At 40.9% G+C, this 16,766-nt stretch carries 13 protein-coding genes and 1 other annotated feature; of the genes, 4 read left to right on the forward strand and 9 right to left on the reverse strand.

Features of this window, described 5'->3' with window-relative positions:
* Both BPR_RS14780 and BPR_RS14785 read right to left on the reverse strand, forming a co-directional pair.
* Nucleotides 1-1,716 carry a PEGA domain-containing protein gene (locus BPR_RS14780; protein WP_167531175.1) on the reverse strand — a complete coding sequence of 572 codons (1,716 nt, stop codon included), beginning with the start codon at nucleotides 1,714-1,716 and terminating at the stop codon, nucleotides 1-3.
* 11 nt (nucleotides 1,717-1,727) lie between these two features.
* On the reverse strand, nucleotides 1,728-3,071 hold the full coding sequence (locus tag BPR_RS14785; protein WP_013282293.1) for a CCA tRNA nucleotidyltransferase: 1,344 nt from the start codon (nucleotides 3,069-3,071) through the stop codon (nucleotides 1,728-1,730).
* Between the two features lie 99 nt (nucleotides 3,072-3,170).
* Here BPR_RS14785 and BPR_RS14790 point away from each other — a divergent pair, with 99 nt between their 5' ends.
* Together BPR_RS14790 and BPR_RS14795 are read left to right on the forward strand one after the other, a co-directional pair.
* Nucleotides 3,171-4,892, forward strand: a complete 1,722-nt coding sequence (locus BPR_RS14790; protein WP_013282294.1) for a GGDEF domain-containing protein — start codon at nucleotides 3,171-3,173, stop codon at nucleotides 4,890-4,892.
* Nucleotides 4,885-6,567, forward strand: a complete 1,683-nt coding sequence (locus BPR_RS14795) for a GGDEF domain-containing protein (protein WP_013282295.1) — start codon at nucleotides 4,885-4,887, stop codon at nucleotides 6,565-6,567. Before BPR_RS14790 ends, BPR_RS14795 begins: the two co-directional genes overlap by 8 nt.
* 109 nt (nucleotides 6,568-6,676) lie before the next feature.
* On the opposite strand, the gene proS is transcribed toward BPR_RS14795, so the two are convergent.
* Nucleotides 6,677-8,110: a proline--tRNA ligase gene (proS, locus tag BPR_RS14800; RefSeq protein ID WP_013282296.1), complete on the reverse strand. Its 1,434-nt coding sequence runs from the start codon at nucleotides 8,108-8,110 to the stop codon at nucleotides 6,677-6,679.
* Between the two features lie 80 nt (nucleotides 8,111-8,190).
* Nucleotides 8,191-8,430: a binding site (T-box leader), on the reverse strand.
* 114 nt (nucleotides 8,431-8,544) lie between these two features.
* The gene (locus BPR_RS14805) at nucleotides 8,545-9,681 is read right to left on the reverse strand and encodes a hypothetical protein (RefSeq protein ID WP_013282297.1); all 1,137 of its coding nucleotides are present in this window, start codon (nucleotides 9,679-9,681) and stop codon (nucleotides 8,545-8,547) included.
* A 240-nt stretch (nucleotides 9,682-9,921) separates the two neighbouring features.
* Between BPR_RS14805 and BPR_RS14810 the strand changes: the two genes are divergently transcribed.
* Nucleotides 9,922-10,944: a sugar kinase gene (locus BPR_RS14810; RefSeq protein ID WP_013282298.1), complete on the forward strand. Its 1,023-nt coding sequence runs from the start codon at nucleotides 9,922-9,924 to the stop codon at nucleotides 10,942-10,944.
* Between the two features lie 264 nt (nucleotides 10,945-11,208).
* Here the strand turns inward: BPR_RS14810 and nrdG are convergent, their stop codons facing one another.
* The 3 genes from nrdG to murI form a co-directional block, all read right to left on the reverse strand.
* Complete coding sequence (gene nrdG, locus BPR_RS14815) at nucleotides 11,209-11,760, reverse strand: anaerobic ribonucleoside-triphosphate reductase activating protein (RefSeq protein WP_013282299.1); 552 nt, start codon at nucleotides 11,758-11,760, stop codon at nucleotides 11,209-11,211.
* A 139-nt stretch (nucleotides 11,761-11,899) separates the two neighbouring features.
* Entirely contained in the window at nucleotides 11,900-14,131 is a 2,232-nt protein-coding gene (gene nrdD, locus BPR_RS14820) for an anaerobic ribonucleoside-triphosphate reductase (protein ID WP_013282300.1), read from the reverse strand.
* 159 nt (nucleotides 14,132-14,290) lie between these two features.
* Entirely contained in the window at nucleotides 14,291-15,109 is an 819-nt protein-coding gene (murI, locus tag BPR_RS14825; protein ID WP_013282301.1) for a glutamate racemase, read from the reverse strand.
* A 49-nt stretch (nucleotides 15,110-15,158) separates the two neighbouring features.
* On the opposite strand from murI, the gene BPR_RS14830 reads away from it, so the two are divergent.
* On the forward strand, nucleotides 15,159-15,608 hold the full coding sequence (locus BPR_RS14830; protein ID WP_013282302.1) for a hypothetical protein: 450 nt from the start codon (nucleotides 15,159-15,161) through the stop codon (nucleotides 15,606-15,608).
* Nucleotides 15,609-15,615: 7 nt separating this feature from the next.
* Here BPR_RS14830 and BPR_RS14835 read toward each other — a convergent pair whose 3' ends face one another.
* Nucleotides 15,616-16,401 carry an SH3 domain-containing protein gene (locus tag BPR_RS14835; RefSeq protein WP_013282303.1) on the reverse strand — a complete coding sequence of 262 codons (786 nt, stop codon included), beginning with the start codon at nucleotides 16,399-16,401 and terminating at the stop codon, nucleotides 15,616-15,618.
* Between the two features lie 41 nt (nucleotides 16,402-16,442).
* Complete coding sequence (gene trxA, locus BPR_RS14840) at nucleotides 16,443-16,763, reverse strand: thioredoxin (protein WP_013282304.1); 321 nt, start codon at nucleotides 16,761-16,763, stop codon at nucleotides 16,443-16,445.
* Nucleotides 16,764-16,766: the final 3 nt, after the last annotated feature.

Raw genomic sequence — 16,766 nt, forward strand, 5'->3', positions numbered from 1 at the left:
TTAATCTCCTGATGATGCCGACGCGGTACTCGCCGCATCGCTTACTTCTGAGCTACTATCTGATCCGTGATCATCTGACGAAGCGCCGCCTGATGAATCGCCGGAATCTTTGGATGTTCCATCCTGATCACTTGCTCCCTGGGATGAACTTTCAGTTGAAGCTCCTGTAGAATCCTCAGACGAAGCCTCTGAAGGTGCCGAAGAACTCTCAGTTGAACTCTCTGAAGGTGCCTGCGTTGATGCCTTGGATGCAGAATCAGATGAATTGTCTTCAGCCGCTTTATCATCCTTTATCTTGATCATAGGCGGGAATTCATATTTCAGATTAGTTTCCTGTCTGTCTATGTTTATTCTGTAACTTTTGGTCTCATAGCCGGCCTTTTTGATAATTATTTCGTGATTTCCTGATATCTTTGCAATACTGCATGGAATAAGTCCGATGTAATTACCATCAAAATAAAGCTCTGCGCCATTTGGCTCATCAATATATATTCTATAGCCTTCTATTACCTTGTTGCCCGTATCTACGGTGCTCTTTCCCGATGAATTGGAACTGATCACTCTGGATGCTGATGACGAAGCACTTGAGCTCTTGTTTTTATCTTTTTCCTTGGTTGATGCCTTGGAGCTGGCATCTGATGATTCCTTGTGGGGAAGTGAAATACTTGCTGTCGCACTACTTGCCTCTTCAGCCGATTCCTCTTTTTCCAAAGTGATGCTGATAACAGATTTTGGTGTCCCAACCTTGAGGTATTTGGTCTGGGTAACATAACCATCTGCTATTATCTTAAGGTTATGATAGCCGTATTGTATAGTCTGCGGAACTCCTGTCAGCATTCTGGTTCCATCCACAAAAACGTCCGCAGTATCCGGATCAATATCAAAGGTAACAAGTCCCTCTTTAGGTCTTGAAATAGTCACATTGCTGGTATCTATTACAGTCTCCTGATTTCTGTTTATGCTGACTTCAGACTGGTAATTAGCTCCATTTCCAAGGATCTGCAGGTTATAGTCCCCCTCCGGTGCACTGAGCAGCATATTAGGGGAAATTTTGTGTATTACTTCATTGTCAAGTTCCAGCCAGGCCCCTACAAGGCTCTGGTTCTCAACAGTTTCCGATGAAAGACTAACGTATCCGTGTCCACTCTGCACAACAACGCTATAGATATCTTTTCCAATACCGCTTACTGTCACAGTATCAGTAGACAGGATATCTTCAGCAAGTGCAAGCTGATCCTCAGCTATTATAAGCGTTCTTGGATCGATCTTGTAAACATCACCTTTAACAACAGCTGTACCATCGTTTCTGACAAGATCATGATCTCTTGTAGATGCAATAGTCCAGGCCTCACGGGACACATCAAGCGTAGTTATATGCTTGGTACTCTTTAAAAAAGTCACTTCGACAATCTGCCCTACCTCCAAAAGCCTTGGTGAAAGGGCTCTTCCGTAGATGTCAAACATCATACTGGTATTGTCGTAGCTAAGAGTGTAGGTCTTGCCCGTGGAATGATTTCTGAATCTGATTTCCTTATTATCGACATCCACAGCTCTGATTGCCGCCACATCCGCAGAATCATACCTTCCAAGCAGGGATATATTTATTTTCCCGCTGTTTCCATCACTTGCCACGCACGTGACAGGCGACAGAACAGCCAATATCCCTACCAGTAAAAGAGATAACAGTACCTTCAAACTCGGATTAGTTTTTTTCACGATCTTACCCCTCATTGATCCTTCAAAAAAATACTTAGGCGCTCCGGCTCTAGCAAATATTCTCTGGTATTATGCTCAGGATCATCAATGACATCCATCAGCATCTTCTCCAGTACTTCTCCTATTTTTTTGCCCGGGGCTACTCCCAGGCTGATCAGATCTCTTCCATTAACAGCAAGGCTTCCAAGTGTCACACACTCATTTTTGGCCTTAATTTCTTCATAAAGAAGTCGTGTTTCTTCAATTTGCCTTAGCTTCTCTTCTCTCTTGTATTCACTCTGGGCCATAGTATCTGCATACCTGACTTCCAAAAAGAGAGGAAAAGCATCAGCTCCCACCTTGTTCATGGCACGCCTTACATTGCGCGCAGTGGCCGGGAATCTGTAATCATGGTACCTGATAAGGTTACACGCCTTATCCATGGTATCTCTGTCAAACTTAAGTCTTCGGAATATATTTCTGGCCATTTCAACGCCCTTGATATCATGGCCCTTGAAATGACTTACTCCTTCTTCATCTACTGTCATTGTAACAGGTTTTGCCATATCATGCATTAGCATTGTAAGCCTCAAAACCCTGTCAGCTCTTATATTTAGCAGTGTCTGTATAATATGTTCGCCAACGGAATACGCATGATGTATATTATTCTGCTCCGTTTCCATACAAGCATCAAATTCAGGAAGGATAACCCTTGTAATACCAAGCTCATAGGCTTGTCTGATTTTATCCGGATGGTCAGATAAAAGAAGCTTCACAAGCTCTACCTGTATTCTCTCCGCACTGATTTTTTCAAGAGTCCCTGACAGCTCTTTTATTGCTTCACAGGTCTTATCTTCTATTGTATAGCCAAGCTGAGCAGAAAATCTGATAGCACGCATGATCCTGAGGGCGTCCTCGGAAAATCTCTCGTATGGATCTCCAACACATCGGATCAGGCCTTTTTCTATGTCCTCAAGTCCGCCAAATCTGTCTATCAGTCCCTCTTCCTCGTTATACGCCATTGCATTTATAGTAAAATCCCTGCGTTTCATATCTTCTGTCAGGTTTTTGGTAAATGTAACTTCACTTGGATGTCTGTTGTCCTCGTATTTACCGTCAATTCGATAGGTCGTTACTTCATACCCTTCTTTTCCCATCATGACTGTGACGGTACCATGCTCGATTCCTGTATCTATAGTTCTTCTAAAAAGCTTTTTAATATCCTGTGGCAAAGCATTGGTGGTAATATCCCAGTCTCCGGGGACTCGTCCAAGAACAGCATCTCTGACGCATCCTCCGACCACGTAGGCCTCAAATCCAGCCTCGTGTATCGTGTCTAAAATTGTTTTTGCATTATCCGGTAATTTAATCTTCATATCTAAATAATAGCCTATTGCTCCCATATTGTGAATAATCCACTATGATTTTTCTACTATAAGAAGTATACTTATATATGTAATAATGAGGATATTTGTATGAAATATCAAAAATATATAAAGCAGGCAATACTTGTTTTTTCCCTATTGCTTATTGTTCTTTTTGCCATTTTGTCATGGATCTTTTCAAAGCGAATAGTCCTTCCTCTTGATTCTGTAACCGTTTTGGAGAATAACTGGACAATCGATAGCAAGGGACAGCTTATTTATAGCGAGCAAGTATCACAAACTAATATTGGTATAATAAACGAGCTTGAAAAAGTCACCATCACAAGAGTCTTAGAAGATGCTGGCTTTGATAACCTATGCCTTTCTTTCTCTTCAATCCACTCCATAGTTCATGTTTATCTTGATAACAATCTTATATATTCCTACGGTCAAAAGTATTATGATGCCCAGCAAATTGTTCCCAAAAAGAATCACTATATTTCTCTTGGAAATACCTATGCCGGTAAACTTCTGACCATAGAACTTATCAGCAGTAGAAACGGAGCCTTTTCTGGCTTGCCCAAAATATACATTGGCACAAGAGACGATATTCTGACTCAGGATCTTCATAATGGTGCAATTGCAATTATAGTCGGTGGTTTCTTGTTTGTTTTTGGAATCTTATTAGTCATTTTATCCCCGTATTTGTTTTTCTATCACAACAATGATTTACGAATTTTTTTCAGCGGGCTTATATCTATGATGCTTGGCATATATATAATGGCCTTTTATAGAATTTTTGATCTATTGCTGGATAACAGCCTTCTTAATACGATATTGGAATATACCGCTCTTTATTGTATTCCCACTCTGATCATGGGATACCTGATGTGTGTTTATACCGGTATAGTCAAAAAGCTTTTTGCCTCTTTATTTGTGCTGGATATTATTCTTTTCATGATCTCCATAGGCACGCATCTGTCTCACTATGCAAGATTTTCAGACTTTACAGCGGTTCTTCACACTGTTTCCGTAATTGAATTTATTATATCCGTTATTCTTATCTTTAGAGATTACACCAACAACAAAAAGAACAATATCAGAAATATATATTCAACAGATAATATATTTGTATTCGGTCTTTTAGCTTTTATGACTCTCTCAATTGTTGATATGTTACGGTATAATCTATACAAATATGGAGCAGGCGGAGGCGAAACCAATGCAACACTTGTCGGAGCCACCATTGGTGCACTCATATTCGTTATCTGCCTGATGATCAGTTATCTTTATTACAATATTTTCAGCGCAAATATTGCATCCATGCAGAGTAAGATCATTGACCTTGCCTACACCGATTCATTGACAGGTCTCTCCAACAGGGCGCGATGTGAGCAGTTGATGCAAATGATATCTGAGGAACATGGTTTGTATGCCATTATAAGTCTTGATCTTAATAAACTTAAATTTGTGAATGATACCCTTGGCCATCACGAAGGTGACCGCCTTCTTACAGGTTTTGCGACTATTTTGTCCGACTGTTTCTGGGATGCGAACCTTGTTGGCAGAATGGGTGGAGATGAATTTATAGTAATTCTTTTGGAGGATCGCACTCTCAATCTTACCAAACGAATCCATGAACTTTACACCATAATCAGCGATTGGAATCATAAAGAACAAGTCTTCCAATACAGTGCCTCTTATGGTTATGCCTATAGCTACGAAGTTCCAAACGGTTCTGCAAGTGAAGTCTACATGCTGGCCGACAGCAGAATGTATGAAATGAAAAAGGAGCATCGCGAATCTGGACAGGAGGTGACACAAAATGCGTAAAAGATCATACTTCCTGCTTGTTTCTATCATCCTTTTCACAATTCTGGCTGGTTGTCTTAATTATGTTTTCACTTATAAGCCTGAATATCCCTGGATTCCACTTGAAGATGGTTGGACAGTCCAGTATAGAAATGAACAATATGTAAATACCGATCTCGAACAGCTAGGCAAAGATATAGGGCCCATTCTGGAAAAGGGCGACACCTTAACTCTGAACCGTGTTATCCCCCTTTCAAATATTGATGCCCCTTTTCCTGCAATAGTTTTCAAAACTCAATTTAGTGCCTACGAAATATATCTTGATAATAAGCTAATTCATGACAATAATACTGATAAAGTTTCCGGTATTGATTTTCTGGGAATAGGATTTAACTTCGTTAATCTGCCATTAGATTTTGCAGGAAAAAAACTATCTATCAAACTTTATATTACTGAAAACAACACACGTTCAGATATTCTTACTCCTCTTCTTGGTAACTTTGATGATCTGTACAGGATAGTTCTGCATTCAGCTCTGATTCCTGCATTTACTTCCATTTTTCTGATAGTGTTTGGTATTGTATTCCTGATAATCTCACTAGTCTTCTACTTAAAATCATCCGGAATATCAACACAGGTAATATGTTCTGTTTTAAGTACTATTCTCGGATTCTGGATGCTAAACTTTTATGATGTGGCTGATTTTTATGTTTCTCCCTCTTTTGCAACTTTTGTAGAGTTTTCCGCCCTGTACCTCCTTGCTCCTCTTTTATATATATTTCTTCATATTCTTCACAAACGGCAGAAAAACTCGGTAGTTTTGTTTCTATGCGCTTGTAGTTCTGCTTTTGCCATACTTTTCATAGTATTGCATCTGCTTAACATTGTTCATATACATCATTTTCAGGTGCCTTACTATTTCATGTCTGCAATTGGCCTTGTTATGCTTATTATTTATGTTTACAAGGACCTGCATTACAAATCCAAGAATTTGTCCCGTTTCATTTTGATGCTTGGGTTGTGTACTATCGTAACCACTTTGCTGATTTATGAAATCACAAGCGCACTAAAGCTTTTTGTTGATTACAGACAGGCCTCAGTGCTAAGCATGCTAGTTTCCCTGGGAGCCCTTTTCTTCGTCATTTGTCAGCTTCTCAATCATTTCATCTTTATGACAAGAATGTTTGCTCAGAGAAAAGAGTATGCTTCACTTACTCAAATTGCTTATATTGACAACCTTACAGATATTCCAAACAGAGTAAGCTGCGACAAAAGGCTTTTGGAACTCGCTGATACTACCAGTGATTACTGTATTCTAAGTCTTGATCTAAACGGGCTCAAAGAGGTCAATGACAACTCCGGTCATCCGGCAGGTGACAGACTTCTTAAATCTTTTTCTGCCGCCCTCAAAGAAGTATTTGAAGGAACCGGAGAATATTTCAGAGTCGGTGGTGATGAGTTTCTGGTTCTCTTTACCAGTATTGAAAAAGATGTTCTCGACGGAATGTTAATGACGCTTGATGCCAAGTTGTTAAAGCTTGATGAAGAAGATCCGGAAGCCAATCACAGCGTTTCTTACGGTTATGCCTACAGTTCGGAGGCTCCTGAGCACGACACCCACACTGTCTATATGCTTGCAGATCAAAGAATGTATGAGTATAAGAGAAAATATTATAGTCATCTGACGACAAGATAGTATTATGCTATTAGTATAATACTGTTATATTCGAATAGAAAAAGAACTGTGAATAGTCATATTGATAGCATGACTTCTTCACAGCTCTTTTTTATTAGCTCAATATTAATTAATATGCTCTTCCCCAATAAACCATCTTGGTTGCAGGCTTTCCGCAAACGACGCATGTGTCAGAAAGCTGTTCCTGCTCAAATGGAATACAACGGCTGGTAACATTGTAATCTTCCTTGATCTTATCTTCGCACTCGCGGCATCCGCACCACATGGCCTTAACAAAGCCCTTAGTCTCCTTGAATGCCTCAGCAAACTCTTCCTTGTTGTGAGCTGCAAATGTATGTGCCTCGAGATGTGCCTTAGCTCTGTTAAACATATCCTTCTGGATCTGATCAAGAAGCTCTGCCATCTTAGCTGGAACTTCATCAATAGCACATTCGATCTTTTCTCTTGTATCACGACGGCAAAGAACGCACTTGCCAGCCTCGAGATCCTTAGGTCCGATTTCAACACGAACAGGGATTCCTCTCATTTCCTGCTCAGCAAACTTAAATCCTGGAGTTCTGTCTGTTGAATCCACCTTAACTCTGAAACCTGCAAGGCTCTCAGCGATCTTGTTTGCAGCCTCAAGAACGCCTTCCTTCTTCTGCTGAATAGGAATAACAACAACCTGGATAGGAGCGATCTTAGGAGGTACAACAAGTCCTGAATTATCGCCATGTACCATGATCATAGCACCGATTGTACGAGTTGTAAGTCCCCATGAAGTCTGGTTTACATAGTGAAGCTGATTATCCTTGCCTGCATACTGAATTCCAAATGCCTTAGCAAAACCATCACCAAAGTTATGGCTGGTTGCGCTCTGAAGAGCACGTCCGTCATGCATAAGAGCCTCAACTGTATATGTAGCTTCTGCTCCAGCAAATTTTTCTTTTTCTGTCTTCTGTCCCTTGATAACAGGAATAGCCATATCATTCTCAAGGAAATCAGCATATACATTCAGCATCTGCTGTGTACGCTCTTCTGCCTCTTCAAAAGTAGCGTGTGCTGTGTGTCCTTCCTGCCAGAGGAATTCACGGCTTCTAAGGAAAGGTCTTGTCTCTTTTTCCCAACGAACTACACTGCACCACTGGTTGAGAACCTGAGGAAGATCCTTGTATGAATGGATTTCTCCCTTATAGTAATCGCAGAAAAGAGTTTCTGATGTAGGACGAACGCAGTATCTCTCTGTAAGTGGCTCAAGTCCGCCGTGTGTTACCCATGCTACCTCAGGAGCAAATCCCTCAACGTGATCCTTCTCCTTCTGAAGAAGTGACTCAGGAATGAACATAGGAAGATAAGCGTTCTGCACTCCTGTTTCCTTGAATCTTGCATCAAGATGTTTCTGAATAAGCTCCCAGATTGCATAACCTGCAGGCTTGATTACCATACATCCCTTGATATTCGAGTAACTTACAAGGTCTGCCTTGATGCACACATCTGTGTACCACTGTGTGAAATCCTCATCCATGGACGTGATTTCTGCTACTAATTTCTTGTTGTCTGCCATTTTTCTTTCTCCTTTTTGATTTTTGCTAAGGGACTTTCAAGCATTATGCAAAAAGAAAAGCCGATGCTCTCAGATCCCAAATCAGGGACCGAAGTTCATCGGCGGTACCACCCTTTTTAAATCCGGATAAAAAGCTCCCGGACTTCTCTCAACTACCCCTTAACGCGGGAAACGCTGTGCTTATGCTTGTCAATGGATTATCACAAATACGTTCACACAGAACTCCAAGGCAGGTTCGCTGTTTGGTCGTAAAAGCCTTCCACCACTGGCTTTCTCTCTGAAACGCTTACACAGTTACTATTCCTCTTCAACGTCTATTTATATTTAAAGATGATTTTATTCATATTTTGAAACAATGTCAAGATTATTAGTGTATAATCGATAGATACAATTTTTAGAAGGAATAAAATGATTGTCTGCCCTGAAGAATAATCTTATATACAAACGCTAAATCCGCCATCTGATAAAGTTGGCGCAGCACCTGAGCCGCCCATAGCTGCTCCCGGCATTGATATTACCGGAGTAATATGGGTGGCTTTATTATTACCAAATATTGCAGTTGCAGAGCCCGCTGATGTCGCACCTGTGGACATACTTCCGGCGTTTTCTGCCTTTTGTTTCTCATGTTCCATTATGCCCTTCAGATACTCTTTATCTGCCTCTGCAATTTCTTTCATTTCTTTGGCTCGATGCTTGATTTTCAGCATCTTAAGGTCATCCTCAGACATGTCGGGATCAGGAGCATACAATGTCTGTGACAGCTCTGTCAGGTCTAAATCTTCCATCATATCTTCCATAGCCTGTGACATCTCATCCATCATTTCAGACATGGCATCACTAGATGTTTCCGCCATCAACTCCTCATATTCCTGCTGATTGTTCTCCATCAGCTGTTCCATCGCATATTGCTGCTGTTCTATGGCTTGCTCAAGCTCATACTGATAATCTGCCTCAGGAACATACTCATCGTCTACATCCAGCCCTTGTGCAGCTTCTTCCAGTTTCTCATCATCTAACTCTTCAGGATTCTCATTCTCATCTTCTTTCTTTTTATCCTGAATCTCTTCAAGCGCAGCTCCAAAGCCCCTATGAGCCCTCTCCACCAATTCTTCCTGCTCAAGATGCGACACCTTTTTCTTGGCAACCTGTTCCATGCTCTTGGCGTGATCTATAGCAAGCTGAAGCTCTTCGTCATCATACTCACCGCTGCCTTTTAGACGCTTTAAGCGCGCAATTTCACGTTTTGCCGCCTGCACGGCTTTTCTGGCGCTGACTGAGTTTTTACTGCGAACTATCTGCGAGGATATTTTTTTGAAATTATACTGAAGCTTCTTTTTTTCGTTAGATATATCTTTTGTTTTTTTCCTCATAGCCCTTAATTGATCAGCATAGCTGACACTCTGATCAACAACAGACTTACTTTTTTCCTGTTTCCAGCGATTATACTCCAGCTTTCTGTACATATCGCTGCTTCCACTTTCTTCAGACTTAGAAATTGACGCAGATTCGCCCCATGAAGAATCAGATTGGTACATATTCGAATAATTATTCGTATTTATACCTATAGACATTTGCATCCTCCATGACGCCTATAACAAATCCGTTTCCTTTTATAGTAAAAGAGCATACTATCCTTTATCATTTCATATATCGTCACAGTTTCCTAAAATCTTTAGATAGTGTTCATAATTTTCCATATTTGGTGCGATGTAAGCACTTACAAGAGAATATCTTTTAATCTATGATATGCATTGTAAGCAACTAATGTTTATTCAGTATTGATGGGTTTTATATTATGCAAGGAGGCCTTTATGGGAGACGGAAGATTTGACCTTATAACCTTTGGTGAGATAATGCTCCGACTTTCACCACCTAATTATGAGCGCATGACTCGTGGTGATGTGTTTGATAAGAGGGCTGGTGGCTCCGAGCTTAATGTAGCTTCAGGTGTTGCTCTTTTGGGGCTTCGCACAGGTATCATTTCAAGACTTCCTCAGAATGCCCTTGGTACATTTATCAAGAACAGGATCAGATTTGAAGGTGTTTCAGACGATTATCTTATCTATGATGAATCTCCTGAGGCCAGACTTGGAATTTATTATTACGAGAATGGCGCTGCTCCACGTAAGCCTTCAATCGTATATGATCGTATGAATTCATCCATCACCAGAATATCTCTCGACGAGATTCCTGAAGATGTATACACTTCCACCAGAATGTTCCATACAAGCGGTATTACGCTTGCTCTTAACAAGAACACTTGTGAAGTCACAACAGAGATGATCAGACGCTTTAAGGAAGGCGGAGCACTTGTTTCTTTTGACTGCAACTACAGAGCAAATCTGTGGAGCGAAGAAGATGCCAGAGCAGCTATCAAGAACATCCTTCCATATGTTGATATTCTCTTTGTTTCAGAAGAGACCTCGAGACGCATGATGCAAAAAGAGGGCGAGCTCAAGGATATAATGAAGAGCTACACTTTAGAATATCCGGTTAAGGTTGTATGCACTACTCAGAGAGAGGTTATCAGCCCTCGCAAGCACAACTTTACATCAACAATTTATGATGCCCAGCGCGACGAGTTCTTTACAGAAAAGCCTTATACAAATATTGATGTTATAGATAGAATTGGATCAGGTGATGCCTATGTATCCGGCGTTCTCTATGGAATGCTCAAATACAACGATGGTCAGAAAGCCCTTGCCTATGGTAATGCCACATCAAGTGTCAAGAATACCATTCCAGGAGATCTTCCTGCTAGTGATTTAAGAGAAATTGACAGCATCATCAGAAACCATCAGTCCGACGGCCCTACAAGCGAGCTCAACCGCTGACATTTTAAGTTTGCCGATTTACGTTCGCCATAACGTATTTCCTTTATAAAAACCTCTAATAATTGCAGGAGCTATTCCTACAAACAAAAAAGACTGGATTCCCCCAGTCTTTTTTGTTGCACAAGACCGGCAAGCGAATGTATGCTTGCATACAAATTCATTTGCCGGTCGTAAGGACATGGAGCACAAAGTGCGGAATGTCTGTGTGCAGAATCGAGTAGGAATCAGCCTACTCGATTGTGATACTCTCACATGATCCAAGAGTCATAATTTCCTTGATTCATCTCTGTCATTATATTTTGACAATACTACACTTTCACTTTTTAGAGTTTGAGGTACGTCAATGACTCTTTGATTAGAAGACCCTCTAAATCTTAGCATGAGGTCTTTTTTATCAAGCATAAATTCGCCATCAACCAGAACATCTGTCATCGAGAGGATCGCATCTGTATCCTCTCCATGGCATCTTTTATTATCTTTGTCTGTAAGCTCTTCCCATGTATAACCTGAATAAATCCAAATAGTGGCCTTGGGAACTTCTCTTTTTATCCTCTCAAGAAGAGGACGAATTTCCTTCTGATTGACGATTTCCATTGGTTCTCCGCCGAGAATTGTAAGTCCTGCAATATAGTCAGGCTTAAGCGACTCAACAATCTCATCCTCGACTTCTTTGGTATAAGGTACTCCATAATTAAAGTCCCAGGTCATTTCGTTAAAACACCCTTTACAGTGATGAGTACATCCGCTTACAAAAAAGGCTGTCCTACAACCTACTCCATTGGCAACATCGTTGTAATAAACCTGTCCGTAGTTCATATGATATTCCTCTTAAATATTACTGATTACCTTATACAACATAAGCCGGGATCACATCCCGGCCTATGTCATATGTTAATTTCATAATCCCCCTACAAGTAGCGCATACACGGGTACTTGTATCAATCAAATCAAAGCATCAAAGCTTTGGATTGCTCATGTGAAGTACTCTCTCTTTAATTTCCTGAGTACGTCCCTGATTCCAGAACTGTGTTCCGATATATCCGCATGTACGACGTGCTACATTCATCTTATCCTGATTGCGGTTGCCGCAGTTAGGACACTCCCAAACAAGCTTGCCGTCTTTATCTGTAACTATCTTGATTTCTCCGTCATAGCCACAGCACTGGCAGTAGTCTGACTTAGTGTTAAGCTCAGCATACATGATGTTATCGTAAATATACTTCATAACTGAAATTACAGCTTCAATGTTGCTGTTCATATCAGGAACCTCAACGTAGCTGATAGCTCCTCCTGGTGAAAGAGCCTGGAACTCAGATTCGAACTTAAGCTTGGTAAATGCATCGATCTGCTCTGTTACATGAACATGATAGCTGTTAGTAATGTAGTTCTTGTCTGTAACTTCCGGAATAATACCAAAACGCTTCTGAAGGCACTTAGCAAACTTATAAGTAGTTGACTCAAGTGGTGTTCCGTACAGACTGAATGCTACATTTGTCTCAGCTCTCCACTTAGCACATTTATCATTGAGGAACTGCATTACCTTAAGTGCAAAATCCTTGCCTCTTGGGTCAGTATGGGATACGCCCTTCATATACTTGGTACATTCGCAAAGTCCTGCATATCCAAGTGAAATTGTTGAGTAATTGCCAAAAAGAAGCGGATCAATCACTTCACCCTTCTGAAGTCTCGCAAGTGCTCCATTCTGCCAAAGGATTGGTGCAACATCTGAAGGAGTTCCAAGGAGCCTTTCGTGTCTGCACATAAGTGCTCTCTTGCAGAGTTCAGTTCTCTCTTCGAGGATAGCCCAGAACTTCTCCTCATCCTTGAATGAAGAGCAGGCAACATCTACAAGGTTGATCGTAACAACACCCTGATTGAAACGGCCGTAGTATTTGTGGTCGCCCTCCTCATAGTTACGTGCATGTGACTTGTTACCCTTATTGCAAAGCCCCTCTGCATTTTCCTCACTATCAGGTGTCAGGAATGATCTGCATCCCATACATGGATAAACATCACCCTTTTTAAGTTCCTTCATCTTCTTGGCTGAGATGTAATCAGGAACAAGTCTCTTAGCTGTGCACTTAGCAGCCAGCTCAGTAAGATACCAGTACTTGGAATCCTCATGGATATTATCTTCATCAAGAACATATATGAGCTTAGGGAATGCCGGTGTGATAAGCTGTCCCTTCTCATTCTTAACTCCAAGGATACGCTGCTTGAGCATCTCCTCAATAACAAGCGCAAGGTCTTCTCTCTGCTGTCCCTCAGGAACCTCATCGAGATACATAAATACTGTAATGAAAGGAGCCTGACCATTTGTAGTCATAAGAGTGATTACCTGGTACTGGATAACCTGGCATCCTCTCTCAATTTCCTTTCTGACTCTCATCTCAGCGATCTCATCAACCTGCTTCTTGTTGACCTTGACTCCTGCGGTTTCAAACTCAAGGGCTACTTCCTTACGGAATTTCTGTCTGCTGACATCAACAAATGGAACAAGATGTGAAAGAGTGATACTCTGTCCACCGTACTGTGAGCTTGCAATCTGCGCAATTGCCTGCGTTGCAATATTGCAGGCTGTTGAAAAGCTCTTGGGACGCTCGATCATTGTCTCAGAAATAACTGTTCCGTTCTGGAGCATATCCTCAAGGTTTACAAGACAGCAGTTGTGCATATGCTGAGCAAAATAATCTGAATCATGGAAGTGGATAAGTCCCTCTTCATGGGCCTTAACAACATCCTCAGGCAAAAGGAATCTTCTGGTAATATCCTTGCTGACTTCACCTGCCATATAGTCTCTTTGAACGCTGTTAACCGTAGGATTCTTGTTGGAATTCTCCTGCTTAACCTCCTCGTTACTGCACTCGATAAGAGACATGATCTGCTCGTCAGTTGTATTGGACTTTCTGACAAGAGCATGCTTGTATCTGTAAGTAATATATTTTCTGGCAACATCAAATTTACCGGCTCTCATGAGGCCATCTTCGACCATATCCTGGATTTCCTCGACACTTGCCGCACGTGTAAGAGTTGCGCAGAGCTTCTCTACTCCGGTAGCTATGTCGATTATCTGGCCATGTGTCAGTCTCTTCTCCTCAGTTACCTCTTTATTCGCTTTCTCAATAGCTGCAGAAATCTTGCTGACATCAAAGTCTACTTCTTTGCCACTTCTTTTGATAATCTTCATAGTATCCCCCTTCGTAGAATAACAATCACATAATGTAGAATCACAGATTCTAGCTGATAAACATAATTATAACCACAAGATTTATTCAAAAACCATCTATATCTTGTGGTTACACTAATATATTAGTACAATATTTTGTTGATTTCAAGTCTTGAGAAATCAAATTTTTCTGACCTCTTCAAGGCGATTATGCAGTCTTTTCAAGTGTTCCAGCGTATTTTCGTCCGAAATAAAATTTTTAGAAAAATAATATTCCGTTTTATACTCATCCAACATCTTGTGGTAGTCATCAAAATACACCTCAGTATCTTGATCACTATTCATTTCAAGTCCAAGGACATCTGCCAGATGATGAACAGTACCATAATTACCGTCTACAAGAAGAGTATCCTTGCCAAAAAAATCCTCTAAAACCGGCTTAAAGTAGTTAAAATGTGTGCATCCAAGAACAAGTGCACAATAATCTGTCGGATCAAAATTTGCAAAACGACCTCTAATATAACCTACTACTTCCTCTGTGTCAAACTGCTCTTTTTCTGCGAATTCTACCAGCCTTGGCATAGCCAGAAGATCCACTCTGTGCTCTTCATCTACTCTGTGGAGCAGGTCTTTAAGTTTATCCTCTCTTATTGTGACAGGTGTCGCGATCACCATTATCCGCTTATCGTCTGTGCCTTCTACTGCAGGCTTAACTGCCGGTTCCATTCCAAGTATCGGAATATCGAAGCGGCTTCTGAGTTCCTTGATAGCGACGCTCGTAGCAGTATTACAGGCTACAACAAGTGCCTCTGCCCCTTTGTCTATCAGAAACTGTGCATTATCAATAGCAAACTCCACTATCTGCTCCGGAGTCTTGGTTCCATAGGGAACGTGGTCAGTATCTGCATAAAATATGTATTCTTGCCCCGGAAGTCTGTGGTAAGCCTCATGTAATACGGATAATCCACCTATTCCAGAATCAAAAATTCCTATTTTCATATGTTAATCCTATCTTTACTTTTTCTTTTAAAATGTTTACTCTAAAAATATGAACGAAAAAAAATTTGATGAACTTCATAAATTGTACGACAATTCCAAAATCGGAAGTCTGGTCCAGGAAATCTGCGAATACTTCGCAACTCAGGATGACTATGAGGACAATTCTTATCAGGATGAAATTGAACCACCTGAAATTACTGAATCAGTCTATCTTTTGTTCTGCCTGCAGAGTCGCGAACAGATTTTGGATGAACTTTCTATTGTGCAAAAAAAATATCCCGATCTATACAGGTCAGTTAGCGGGATGCACAATACTCTTTTGATCAATATGGATTATCGTTTTCTTGAAAACAACTGCGCTCAGAAGATTGCAGATCATGCAAAGGATACATCTGTAGAAGATGTCCTTATGCACGTAGACTCCTTCACAAGATCCAGCAATTCTCTTTCTGAAGCTGTTGATAAATTCTACTCCTGGCTCCATAGCCGCAGTAGATGATCACCTGTTATTTCTCTGTCAGATACTTCATGGACGCATACACTCTCTGACCGTTATAATCCACAAGCGCCCATGTCCCATCCGAGTTTACTGCTACTCTGTTTAACTCGGTTCCCTTTGGAACAGAAGTTACTATCGTTGAATCACTCTGAGAATTATCGACGGTTCTGAGATTAAGTTTCTCAGCAGTAACGACAACAGTGTCATTCTTGTCGGTATATCCGGCTGGAAGCGCAACCTGAACAGTCTGCACCTCATCAGGATCTGGTGCAAAATACTTATCATAAATCTTGACTTTAGCTACTATAGCAAGAAACGCCAGTATCAAAATACCTGTAATGATTGATGATATCCTTATCAGAAGCTCAATTGGGAATCCGCCTTCGTCCTCGGCGTCATCTTCACTGTCTTCATTATCATCCTCATCATATTCCTCGTCTGGTTCTTCATCATAATCCTCATCCACAGGCGGTTTCTCTCTGTGATGAGTCCTCCTGCGAACAGGCTCAATAATTTCTTCGGGCTCTTTAAGTCTTTTTGGTTCCTCGTCCCGAACATCGTCAGTATCAGTATTTTCAGCTTTTTCTTCGTGCACAGGTCTTACAGACTTATGCTCCGGAGCTGTCTTTTCTTTATCCTTGGATAACTCCTTCTGTCTCTCCTGAAAATACTCTTCTCTTTCCTGTTCGTTGAAGAAATTGTATGGATCTTCTATCTGAATATCGATATCTGTTGTATCTTCGACGTTGCCTTTTTTCTTGTAGTCTTCAAAATTAGTAATCTTATCCGCCAACGTTTTGTACCTATTCCTTTATAAAACTAAAATGCTGACCGTTAGGCCAGCACTTTATCTATAATTCCTTGTAATTTAGCCTTATTCAGTGCACCAACTGCTGTCTCAATAACTTCACCGTTCTTGAAAAACGCGAACATCGGAATTGACATTACATTGTACTTCTGAGCTATGTCAGGAGACTGATCAACATTGATCTTGCCAATCTTCATCTCGCCTTCATATTCGCCGGCAAGTTCATCGATAACAGGTGCCATCATCTTGCAGGGGCCGCACCAATCCGCGGAAAAATCAACGAGTACCGGAACTTTGCTCTTTAAAACTTCTTCTTCGAAATTCTGACTGTTTAAACTGTAGTCCATGAG

Origin of the sequence: Butyrivibrio proteoclasticus B316, assembly GCF_000145035.1 — a bacterium.
Lineage (GTDB): Bacteria > Bacillota > Clostridia > Lachnospirales > Lachnospiraceae > Butyrivibrio > Butyrivibrio proteoclasticus.

Excerpts from the sequence above, each read along its gene's own strand:
- BPR_RS14805 (WP_013282297.1), bottom strand. The coding sequence starts at position 9,681 with ATGTCTATAGGTATAAATACGAATAATTATTCGAATATGTACCAATCT.
- BPR_RS14830 (WP_013282302.1), top strand. The coding sequence starts at position 15,159 with ATGAACGAAAAAAAATTTGATGAACTTCATAAATTGTACGACAATTCC.
- nrdG (WP_013282299.1), bottom strand. The coding sequence starts at position 11,760 with ATGAACTACGGACAGGTTTATTACAACGATGTTGCCAATGGAGTAGGT.
- BPR_RS14810 (WP_013282298.1), top strand. The coding sequence starts at position 9,922 with ATGGGAGACGGAAGATTTGACCTTATAACCTTTGGTGAGATAATGCTC.
- trxA (WP_013282304.1), bottom strand. The coding sequence starts at position 16,763 with ATGGACTACAGTTTAAACAGTCAGAATTTCGAAGAAGAAGTTTTAAAG.
- BPR_RS14790 (WP_013282294.1), top strand. The coding sequence starts at position 3,171 with ATGAAATATCAAAAATATATAAAGCAGGCAATACTTGTTTTTTCCCTA.
- BPR_RS14795 (WP_013282295.1), top strand. The coding sequence starts at position 4,885 with ATGCGTAAAAGATCATACTTCCTGCTTGTTTCTATCATCCTTTTCACA.
- proS (WP_013282296.1), bottom strand. The coding sequence starts at position 8,110 with ATGGCAGACAACAAGAAATTAGTAGCAGAAATCACGTCCATGGATGAG.
- murI (WP_013282301.1), bottom strand. The coding sequence starts at position 15,109 with ATGAAAATAGGAATTTTTGATTCTGGAATAGGTGGATTATCCGTATTA.
- nrdD (WP_013282300.1), bottom strand. The coding sequence starts at position 14,131 with ATGAAGATTATCAAAAGAAGTGGCAAAGAAGTAGACTTTGATGTCAGC.
- BPR_RS14785 (WP_013282293.1), bottom strand. The coding sequence starts at position 3,071 with ATGAAGATTAAATTACCGGATAATGCAAAAACAATTTTAGACACGATA.